At 46.0% G+C, this 10,044-nt stretch carries 13 protein-coding genes; 11 read left to right on the forward strand and 2 right to left on the reverse strand.

From position 1 onward, the window contains the following. The first annotated feature begins 160 nt into the window (after positions 1-160). From spoIIM to H7T88_RS11625, 6 genes are all read left to right on the forward strand, one after another. Positions 161-790: a stage II sporulation protein M gene (gene spoIIM, locus H7T88_RS11600; protein ID WP_221788545.1), complete on the forward strand. Its 630-nt coding sequence runs from the start codon at positions 161-163 to the stop codon at positions 788-790. Positions 791-897: 107 nt separating this feature from the next. Then, the gene (fur, locus tag H7T88_RS11605; RefSeq protein WP_090922447.1) at positions 898-1,365 is read left to right on the forward strand and encodes a ferric iron uptake transcriptional regulator; all 468 of its coding nucleotides are present in this window, start codon (positions 898-900) and stop codon (positions 1,363-1,365) included. Then, complete coding sequence (locus H7T88_RS11610; protein ID WP_186375458.1) at positions 1,355-1,504, forward strand: hypothetical protein; 150 nt, start codon at positions 1,355-1,357, stop codon at positions 1,502-1,504. The genes fur and H7T88_RS11610 overlap by 11 nt, the downstream gene beginning before the upstream one ends. A 22-nt stretch (positions 1,505-1,526) precedes the next feature. Then, positions 1,527-1,769, forward strand: a complete 243-nt coding sequence (locus tag H7T88_RS11615) for a DUF4227 family protein (protein WP_090922446.1) — start codon at positions 1,527-1,529, stop codon at positions 1,767-1,769. Between the two features lie 92 nt (positions 1,770-1,861). After that, complete coding sequence (locus H7T88_RS11620) at positions 1,862-2,752, forward strand: tyrosine recombinase (RefSeq protein ID WP_221788546.1); 891 nt, start codon at positions 1,862-1,864, stop codon at positions 2,750-2,752. Between the two features lie 183 nt (positions 2,753-2,935). Next, positions 2,936-3,760: a purine-nucleoside phosphorylase gene (locus H7T88_RS11625; protein ID WP_090922442.1), complete on the forward strand. Its 825-nt coding sequence runs from the start codon at positions 2,936-2,938 to the stop codon at positions 3,758-3,760. A gap of 132 nt (positions 3,761-3,892) precedes the next feature. On the opposite strand, the gene H7T88_RS11630 is transcribed toward H7T88_RS11625, so the two are convergent. Further along, complete coding sequence (locus tag H7T88_RS11630; protein ID WP_221788547.1) at positions 3,893-4,444, reverse strand: glutathione peroxidase; 552 nt, start codon at positions 4,442-4,444, stop codon at positions 3,893-3,895. 324 nt (positions 4,445-4,768) lie between these two features. Here H7T88_RS11630 and H7T88_RS11635 point away from each other — a divergent pair, with 324 nt between their 5' ends. The 4 genes from H7T88_RS11635 (at position 4,769) to sigF (ending at position 7,663) form a co-directional block, all read left to right on the forward strand. Continuing rightward, positions 4,769-5,944, forward strand: a complete 1,176-nt coding sequence (locus H7T88_RS11635; RefSeq protein WP_312027609.1) for a D-alanyl-D-alanine carboxypeptidase family protein — start codon at positions 4,769-4,771, stop codon at positions 5,942-5,944. 143 nt (positions 5,945-6,087) lie between these two features. Beyond that, the gene (gene spoIIAA, locus H7T88_RS11640) at positions 6,088-6,441 is read left to right on the forward strand and encodes an anti-sigma F factor antagonist (protein ID WP_090922436.1); all 354 of its coding nucleotides are present in this window, start codon (positions 6,088-6,090) and stop codon (positions 6,439-6,441) included. After that, on the forward strand, positions 6,438-6,893 hold the full coding sequence (gene spoIIAB, locus H7T88_RS11645) for an anti-sigma F factor (protein WP_090922434.1): 456 nt from the start codon (positions 6,438-6,440) through the stop codon (positions 6,891-6,893). Before spoIIAA ends, spoIIAB begins: the two co-directional genes overlap by 4 nt. A 14-nt stretch (positions 6,894-6,907) precedes the next feature. Then, the gene (gene sigF / locus H7T88_RS11650; RefSeq protein ID WP_090922432.1) at positions 6,908-7,663 is read left to right on the forward strand and encodes an RNA polymerase sporulation sigma factor SigF; all 756 of its coding nucleotides are present in this window, start codon (positions 6,908-6,910) and stop codon (positions 7,661-7,663) included. Between the two features lie 120 nt (positions 7,664-7,783). On the opposite strand, the gene H7T88_RS11655 is transcribed toward sigF, so the two are convergent. Continuing rightward, the gene (locus tag H7T88_RS11655; protein WP_312027610.1) at positions 7,784-8,698 is read right to left on the reverse strand and encodes a DMT family transporter; all 915 of its coding nucleotides are present in this window, start codon (positions 8,696-8,698) and stop codon (positions 7,784-7,786) included. A gap of 125 nt (positions 8,699-8,823) precedes the next feature. On the opposite strand from H7T88_RS11655, the gene H7T88_RS11660 reads away from it, so the two are divergent. Then, positions 8,824-9,744, forward strand: a complete 921-nt coding sequence (locus tag H7T88_RS11660) for an AraC family transcriptional regulator (protein ID WP_221788553.1) — start codon at positions 8,824-8,826, stop codon at positions 9,742-9,744. Positions 9,745-10,044: the final 300 nt, after the last annotated feature.

Genomic DNA, 10,044 nt, shown 5'->3' on the forward strand with positions numbered 1-10,044 from the left:
AACGAGTATAATGTGTAGAGCGGGTTGTTATAATTCGGACAAGAAGTCATACAGGTGAGCCCAGGTTCATAAGCTGAATCATAAGGATGATTAAGTCTAACGTTTGATATGTCTTATATCTCCTTGCAGCAGGATAACCGGAAAGGGGACTCGTACCTGTATGCGTTCTTCTTATTTTACGTTCAAAGGGCAAACCTCGTTATATGTATTCGTCGCTGTCTTGTTTCTGGTCGGTGTCATCTTTGGCGCATTGATGGTCAATGCTCTTTCCTTGGAACAGCGCCAGGATCTCGAGGCCTATTTGGGCAATTTTTTCATGACGGTGCAACATAGTTCGCAAGGGACAGAGCACACCGCTTATTGGGATATTGCCATGCTTCATCTAAAATGGGTCGGTTTAATCTTTATTCTCGGCTTGTCTGTTGTAGGTTTACCAGGCATACTGGTTCTGGATTTTTTAAAAGGGGTGCTGATCGGTTTTACCGTAGGTTACCTCGTTGGACAGTATTCGTGGAAAGGGCTGCTGTTTGCACTTGTATCCGTAGCGCCGCATAATCTGTTCGTCATCCCAATCCTGCTGATCTGCAGTGTAGCTGCGATGACGTTCTCGTTATATATCATACGTAATCGCGTTTTGATGCAGCGCTCACCAGGCCGCCAAAGACCGTTTGCTTCCTATGTTATTTTGACGGTGGTTATGGCGGTATTGCTGCTTGGGGTGGCCTCTTTTGAAACCTGGATAACCCCCGCAATGATGCGCTGGGTCACGCCGATGCTACTTCCTGTCTAGCTTGTACTACATGTCCTAAAATGTTGACTTTGATATTGAACTCCCCCTATAATGAAAAGAGTGGGTTAAGTTGCAGTGTGCAATGATTTCCTAGGGGGAGGGAGAAAATGGAAGCACGGATCGATAAAATTAAGCAGCAACTACAGTCCCAAGGTTATAAATTAACGCCCCAGCGGGAAGCCACCGTAAGAGTACTTTTAGAGAATGAAGAAGATCATCTGAGTGCAGAGGATGTATTCATGCTTGTTAAAGAAAAGGCTCCCGAAATCGGTCTGGCAACCGTGTACCGTACCCTCGAACTATTGAGTGAGTTGCATGTTGTAGAGAAAATCAACTTCGGCGACGGTGTAGCGCGTTATGATCTGCGCGGAGATACATCCAAGCATCACCATCATCACTTAATCTGCGTGCAATGCGGAAGTATGGATGAAATACGTGAGGACTGGCTTGGACCGCTTGAAGAACGACTGGAGCGGGAATTTAACTTTTCGGTAGTAGATCACCGACTGGACTTTCATGGAATTTGTTATCGTTGCAAAGCTAAAAATGAACAAAAGCCCAAAGATGAAGAATAACATAGCCTATCTTCAAGCTCTCACCGGCGGTTTTGACGGGGGAGCTTTTTTGGTCACGAACCTGGCTTATGGTTCACTCGTCAAGGCATATTCCCGGACATTTGGACATACCCTGTTTCAAGAACGATACTGGACTTGAAATACGGGAGGGGACAGTTCCAATGATTATATCTGTGCGGAGAGGGCTCCGTTTTATACGATTTATTGTATTTTTTGCTGCGCTGGTGTATCTTTTCTACCACGTACTCGATCTGTTTAACGGCTGGATTTCACCTGTGGATCAGTATCAGATGCCAACGGGCAATGCGGTTAAGGTATTTCAGGAAACGGATTGGCCAGGCACGGGAGAAGCACGTCCTACGATGGCGGAGCGCCTTCGTCTCTTCTATTGGTACGGTGAGTAGCTGCAGGCGTGGAGAGTAGCTCCGACAGTCAGGGATGCAAATACGGAAGCAGCCTGCCGTTTGGCATTGCTGTCAGATGAGGAGTGTTGTACATGAATCAGACCATACACGCCTATGCTTTATACCTGGAAGAAGATAAAGGGATGTCGAGCAGTACGCTGGAATCCTATCTTCGAGATGTGGACAAGTTCGTTGAATTTGTGAAAAAGGAATATGGAATCCGCGAGGCGAGTGAAGTTAGACGAACACATGTTGTGTTATTTGTGGGTCAGCTCAAACAGGACGGCCGTGCGAATGCAACGATTGCTCGCAGCATCGTGTCTTTGCGATCGTATTTCCATTTTCTGATGCGGCGCGGCGAGATTGTACAGGATCCTACGTTTGATGTGGAAGCACCTAAGGCCGACAAGACACCTCCCCAAGTTCTTACGATTTCGGAGATCGAACTGTTGCTTGCTTCTCCAGATGTCAGCTCGCCCCAAGGCGTTCGAGATCGAGCCATGCTGGAGTTGTTATACGCTACGGGCATTCGGGTGTCGGAACTGATTGCGCTGGATGTACGGGATGTACAGCCTGGTATGCGCTTCATTCGTTGCGGAGGAGCGGGTAAAGAGCGCATTCTTCCGATTGGTGCGCCGGCTGCCCACTGGGCTAGCGTATATATAGACGAGTTCCGTCAACAATTGCTTAAAGCAGGAACGGACGAGCAGGCATTATTTGTGAATGTATCCGGCAGACGATTAACCCGTCAGGGATTCTGGAAGTTGCTGAAAAAATCTGCTGTGGACGCGGGGATCTCGGGTGAGATTACACCGCACACACTTCGCCATTCATTTGCGGCTCATCTCATTGCAAACGGAGCTGATACTCGTGCGGTTCAGGACATGCTTGGTCATGTCGAACAGCCCGGACAGCAATACAGTCAGCATGGGCGCAAGACGATGAAAGAAATTTATGAGACCCATCATCCACGTGCAAAATAAAGCTTAACGCATGGTTTGCACCTTTAGCGTTTTAAGTTAACTTATATTTGAAACCAACCAACGCCGTTATACATACGCGGGTTGCATGTTAATTTCTGATTTCTTACGCCAACACAGGCGTAGACATGACAACCTTGCTGAATCTTAAACGGTTCGTTACTACTCAAGGAGGAACAACATCTTATGACAACACTAAACCAACAGATGATTGCAGAGGCGGCAGCCTACATTCAAAGCAAAAGCTCCATCAAACCGGAAGTCGGTTTGATTCTCGGGTCAGGGCTCGGCGTTCTGGCTGAACTAATTGAGGATGGCGTTAACATTGCGTACCAGGATATTCCGCATTTTCCGGTGTCCACTGTAGAAGGACACGAAGGCGAACTGTTGCTTGGTACGATTCAAGGCCGTCCGGTTGTGATGATGAAAGGCCGCTTTCATATGTACGAAGGATACGGCCCGGAATTAACGGCATTCCCGGTACGTGTCATGAAAGAGCTGGGCGTGAGCAGTCTGCTAGTAACGAATGCAGCTGGTGGCGTAAATACTTCTTATCAAGCAGGCGACTTGATGCTCATCTCCGATCATTTGAATATGACTGGCAAAAACCCGCTAATTGGTCCGAATGATGCTGCGCTTGGCGTACGCTTCCCGGATTTATCCGAAGCCTACAGCCGTCGTTTGCGTGCACTTGCTAAAGATACAGCGGCAACTCAAGGTTTTAATGTGCAGGAAGGTGTGTATGCAGGTCTGCTTGGCCCTAATTACGAAACTCCAGCAGAGATCAGAATGCTTCGTACCCTCGGTGCCGATGCAGTAGGCATGTCCACCGTTTCCGAAGTGATCGTAGCGCGTCATGCGGGCATTGAAGTGCTCGGCATTTCTTGCATCAGTAACATGGCAGCGGGGATCTTGGATCAACCTTTGTCACATGATGAGGTAATGGAAACGACGGAGCGTGTACGTGAAGCTTTCTTGGCGCTCGTGCTGGCGGTTATTCCTAAGATGTAATGTTGAACTGAAGATGAACAAAAGCGATCTTTAGTTTGAAGGACCTAATAAGGAACAATTCATTGGATGATGTTTGCTCAATGAGCTGTTCCTTTTTTTATAATATGAAATATGAGAATGATGATATTCACTTTAGATGGAGAGCAATGATTGAATGCTTGGTTCAATGTCAAATGGTTCCGTCGTTGTCTCAAATCTTCCTCGCACCTGACCGTTCTGATCGATCAAAAATTTAGTGAAGTTCCACTTGATCCCATCACCCTTGTAGATATCAGGGAATTTTTCGTTTAGAAAATGGTCCATCCATTCCCCGCTAGCCGTTTCAGTGTCATAGCCTAGAAATGGTGCTTGATTGGTTAAAAACTGAAAGATCGGATGAGCGTTCACGCCCCTGACATCAATTTTTTCAAATAACGGGAACGTTAACTTCAATCGATTTTCACAATGAGCTTTCACTTCCGAATTGTCCCCTGGCTCTTTTTCATTAAACTGATTACACGGAAACGCTAGAATCTCGAAACCGTAACGCTGGTACTTTTCGTACAACTGTTGAAGGGTCTCAAATTGACGAGCGTAGCTACACTTACTGGCCGTGTTTACAACAAGCAGTATCTTTCCTCGGTATATAGCTAGATCAGCTAGCCTGCCATCTATGAAATGGACTTTTTTATTATAAAAAGACATTGGAATCATCCTCCTAAGTTATTTCAATTGTGACATATACATCATAATCTGATATCACTCATAGGAGAAATATATATAAATGATAAATAACATAGGTAAATCCTATAAATAATTTTCTTCTTATATAAGTTGAACTATTCTTTTACTCTCCAGGTTATTCTGTCATCGGAGTGGACCGTGTAAAATTTTTAGTTCAACTTGTATAGTAAAAAAAGTTAGGGAAAACCTGCTGAGATTGGAATAATTTACTTCAAACCCGCCGACAATGGATAGCAGTACATGCGAGGACTTACCACCACGCTATTCATTTGAGGAGGGAACCTAGTGAAAAAAAAATTAATGGCATCGTTCATGACCCTTTGTATGCTGCTACCCGTAATGGCATCTTCTGCTTTGGCTGAGGAAACACCCAAGGCTGCTGGCGGGGCGGATTTGGCTCCATCAGCACGTTCAGCCATTCTGATGGATGCAGATACGGGAACTGTTATTTATGAGAAAAACAGTCATGATCAGCTGCCTCCGGCGAGCATAACGAAAATTATGACCATGTTGCTTACCATGGAAGCGATTAGTTCAGGCAAACTGAAGTTAACGGATAAGGTAAGAACGAGTGAATATGCGGCGTCTATGGGGGGCTCACAGATCTTTCTGGAGCCTGGGGAAGAGATGAGCGTGGATGATATGTTAAAAGGTATTGCCATGGCCTCCGGCAATGACGCATCTGTAGCCATGGCCGAGAAGCTTGCTGGCTCGGAAGAAGCTTTTGTACAGATGATGAACGAGCGTGCGCAGGAGCTGGGCATGAAGGATACACGTTTTGCCAATGCGAACGGACTGCCGGTGGATAATCATTATTCCTCTGCGCACGATATCGCGGTGATGAGCCGCGAACTGCTAAAACATCAGGGCATTACGAAGTACACGGGTGCATATCAGGACTACTTGCGTAAAGATTCCGAAAAGCCGTTCTGGCTCGTGAATACCAACAAACTGGTGCGTTTCTATCAAGGGGCAGATGGTTTGAAAACGGGGTACACGTCCGAAGCGAAATTCTGTCTGTCGGCTACAGCTTCTAAAGATGGGCTGCGTGTCGTTGCGGTAGTCCTTGGTGAGCCGAATACGAAAACACGGAACAGTGAAGTTTCCTCTATGTTTGATTATGCATTTGCTCAATACACGATGAAGGCACTGTACAAAGCAGGTGATCTGCTGGGTAGTCTGAAAATTGAAAAAGGTGATGTCGCGGAGATGCCGCTGAATGCTGCGCAAAACTACAGCGTTCTGATGCGCAAAGGAGCGAAGTCGACAGATATCCGGCATGAGCTGATTGTAGCCAAAGAAGTGAAGGCTCCGATTAAGGCGGGTCAGAGTGTAGGTAAACTCGTCGTATATCAAGGCAACGAGGTAATTAAAGAGTTTGATATTCAGGCTCCGCAAGACGTGGGTAAGGCAGGCTGGTGGAAGCTGTTCAAGCGCACAACCTCGAACTTGTTTGATTAAGCGGCAGGAAGCGCCATTCTCCTTGGGGCTGGAACGGTTTTTGTAGTTAAATAGGGGTTTTCTTCTAGTTTTGTCGGGGGGCAGGAAAAGCCTTTGGCAACGTAGAAAACCTTGTTCTAAGACAGGGAGGAGAGTGGGCAAACGTGAATTTGAATGTGGACATGGAGCATCACCGCGGGATTTTGATTGTGCGATTATCCGGGGAGCTGGATCACCATACAGCTGACATGGTACGTATGCAGATGGATGAAGCGATACAGCGCAGACAATGTGAACATCTGGTGCTGAGTTTGAAAGACCTCGAATTTATGGACAGTTCAGGCCTAGGTGTTATTTTGGGAAGATACAAGTTGATCAAAAATAAAGGCGGTAAAATGGTCGTCTGTGATGTAAATCCGCCGGTATACCGTTTGCTGGAAATGTCGGGATTGTTCAAGATCATGCCGATTTACGAAAATGAGGGCACTGCTCTCTCAGGTCTGGAGGTCGTCTCATGAATGAAGGAACAGGGGCAAATTTCATGAATCTGCAATTTGCGGCCAAGTCGGAGAACGAATCGTTTGCACGGGTTACCGTTGCGGCTTTTATCTCTCAGCTTGATCCCACGATGGACGAGCTTAGTGATCTCAAAACGGTTGTCTCGGAAGCGGTGACCAATAGCATCATCCACGGATACAATAACAATCCCGAAGGTGTTGTGACGATTCAGGCCGAGATTCGTGACGATATGATCACGATCATTGTAGAGGACCGCGGTGAAGGCATCGAGGATCTTGAACTGGCCAAACAGCCGCTGTATACGTCCAAACCCGAACTTGAGCGGTCGGGCATGGGATTTACGATCATGGAAAATTTTATGGATGAATTCGAAGTCAGCAGTGAGCCCGGCAGAGGCACCTCCATCAAGATGAAAAAAAGGATTGAATCCAAGAAAGCATTGTATAATTAGGGGTTGGTGTTCTTATGGATGCTGAAGTGAAACCATCTTCACAGACCTATTTGGACGATGCCGAGGTCAAACGGCTGATTGCGCTCAGTCAGTCGGGTGACCATGAATCACGGGATACGCTGGTGAACTGCAACATCAGACTCGTCTGGTCCGTCGTGCAGCGCTTTATGAACAGGGGATATGAACCGGAGGATCTGTTCCAGATTGGTTGTATCGGCCTGCTCAAGTCAGTGGACAAGTTCGATCTCAGTTACGACGTGAAGTTCTCGACGTATGCGGTACCGATGATTATTGGTGAGATTCAGCGTTTCCTACGGGATGACGGAACCTTGAAGGTCAGTCGTTCGCTGAAAGAGATGGCCAATAAAGTCCGCAAAAAGAGGGATGAGCTGTCCAAACATCTGGATCGATTGCCCACAATTAAGGAAGTTGCCGCTGAACTCGGGGTTACCCCGGAGGAAGTGGTATTCGCCCAGGAGGCTAACAAACCGCCAACCTCCATTCATGAGACGGTATTCGAGAATGATGGTGATCCGATTACACTGATGGATCAGATCGCGGATGAGTCTCAGGAGAAGTGGTTCGACAAGCTGGCGCTGAATGAAGCAATCGGCGGCCTGAGTGAACGGGAGCGACTTATCGTATACCTTCGGTATTACAGGGATCAGACTCAATCCGAAGTGGCAAGCAGGCTGGGTATATCCCAAGTGCAGGTCTCAAGGTTGGAGAAAAAAATACTGCAATCTATTCGCGATCAAATCGCGCAGTGATTCAGAATTGATTCAGGGCTGATTCCATCCACCGGTATGGGTACAGATTCATCATAATACGACAACTAACAACCTCAATTCGCGTTATTTAGCGATGGGGTTATTTGTCGTTTTAATATTTTATGCGGACACGGAGGACGAACGTTTGAACTGTAAAATGACAATTAAAAGGATAATACAGCCAGTACCTGACCATTGATAGATACCGAAGGGTTCATTCAGCCAAAGAACTGTGGTACCAACTGCCGCCAAAGGTTCGGCGCTCCCTAACAAGCTGGTCTCCTGAGGGGTGAGGTATTTCAGGCTGGCAATGTAGAACCAGAATGCGAGTAGCGTTCCAATCAATATGGAAAACAACAAATAACTATAGGTCTCTGGTGTCAGCAGTGTAAGGTGGATCTTCCATGGCGCATGAACAAAGCTCATACCCACTCCACCAATCACCATGGCCCAGCCAACGACCACGAGAGAATCAAATTCGTTAAGTAATCTGACCGCATACAATGTATAAAATGCAGCAGATACACCAGACAACAATCCCCAGATCACTGCTGGCTGCGAGACGGATAACTGATTCAGAGAGCCATTTGTAAGCAGAAGAAAACATCCCACAAGCGCCAGAGTAGCGCAGATTATAAGTTTGGCTGTAAGTGGGGATTGTTTTTGCAATACCATATATAACATGATCATGACAGGAGAAAGATATTGCAAAAGTGTGGCGACAGCCGCATTGCCGTGATCAATGGAAGCCATGTAAGTGTACTGTACAGCCAACATGCCGACCAAGCCAAAGATAATAAATGGCAGGGCTGTTTGTTTTGATTTCCAAACTTCAAGAATCTGTGAACGGCTAGGTGTAAATAATTGCAGTAAAAGGAGAAGGATGCCGGCACATAACAATCGCACGGTTACATACCAATTAACATCGATATGGTGCATTTGAAATAGATTTTGGGCCACCGTTCCTCCGACACCCCAACACGTAGCTCCTGTCAAAACCAGAAGTATACCTTTGGACTTGGGTGTTGACACTATTGATTTCATGTTTATTCGCCTCGCCTTAAATATAAGAATAGTGATATAGTAAGACAGAGTTGATTTGATTAATATTAAAAATTACACAAAAAATATAACAATATTGAGATGAGAATGATGAGATGATGAGAAAAATAAAATTTGACATCAATCAACAGCTAAAGGAAATGACAGAACATCGTACAGATGATCTGTCTATCGCTTGTTACAAGACAACTATATCCGAGCATGTACAAGGGTATATTCCTTTGCACTGGCATGATGAATTGCAGTTTGTAGCTGTCGTTCAAGGTAAGGTGTTATTTCATATTAATGAACAGCAAGTTGCGGTCTCACAAGGGAATGGACTGTTTATCAACAGCGGGATAATGCACATGGCAGAGAATTTTAGTATGGAGGAGCAGGGTATGTATCTTTGTTTAAATGTGGCTCCGCAATCACTGGTATCTGCCGAGCTTTACATGAAATACGTACATCCATATGTAACTGCAACGAATTTACCATTTCTAATGATTGAGAAATCTAGCTCATGGGGAGAGCAGGTACTTGGAAACATCACGGCTGTGAGACAGGAGATTGAAGAGCAGGCTCCTTACTATGAATTGAACGTTGCAGCAGCTGTGCTGGAGATCTGGAAAGGCCTGATTAAGAATGGTTACTTTCTGGAACATAACGAAACAGAGATGATCCGAAGTCGGCGTATAAAACAGATGCTGATGTGGATTCATCAAAACTATACTGAACCGCTCAGGCTGGAGGATATCGCAAAGGTAGGTCAGTTAAGTCGTGCAGAGACATGCAGAAACTTTAAGCTAATACTGCGTACGACACCCATGCAATATGTGCTGGATTATCGAATTCGAAAAAGTACAGAGCTGCTACGTTTCTCACAGCACAGTGTCACCGAAATTGCGTATGAGGTTGGGTTCAACAGTACCAGCTACTTCATCGAACAGTTCCGAAAAATGATGAAAAGAACGCCTTTACAGTATCGAAGGGAAGAGCAGAAGGGTAGGCAGGATGAGGAGAAAGAGATACGGAGTTAATGGTTAGGGTTCATGAATTGTCAGACAGGAGCATCATCTACTGGATCAAACAAGTATGATCCTGGCCAAGCATACTTAGAGGAGGGCGAGCTGAGCTATATTGGCTTGCCTTTTTAATTTCTTCCTAAGCCGACCCCATCTAGGGGCGCCCAGCGTCTTCCACGTTTTTTTCATTTGATTTGGAACGAGAGGGAGGCAAGCCAGCGGAGGGAAGGAATCGGTAAAGGAGCGAAGCGAGCGTGTTTATCACGCGATTTCCTCCTTGGAGAGGAGAGAATCAGAAATCCGGGGATAACCAGC

Origin of the sequence: Paenibacillus cucumis (ex Kampfer et al. 2016), from assembly GCF_019748695.1 — a bacterium.
Lineage (GTDB): Bacteria > Bacillota > Bacilli > Paenibacillales > Paenibacillaceae > Paenibacillus > Paenibacillus polysaccharolyticus.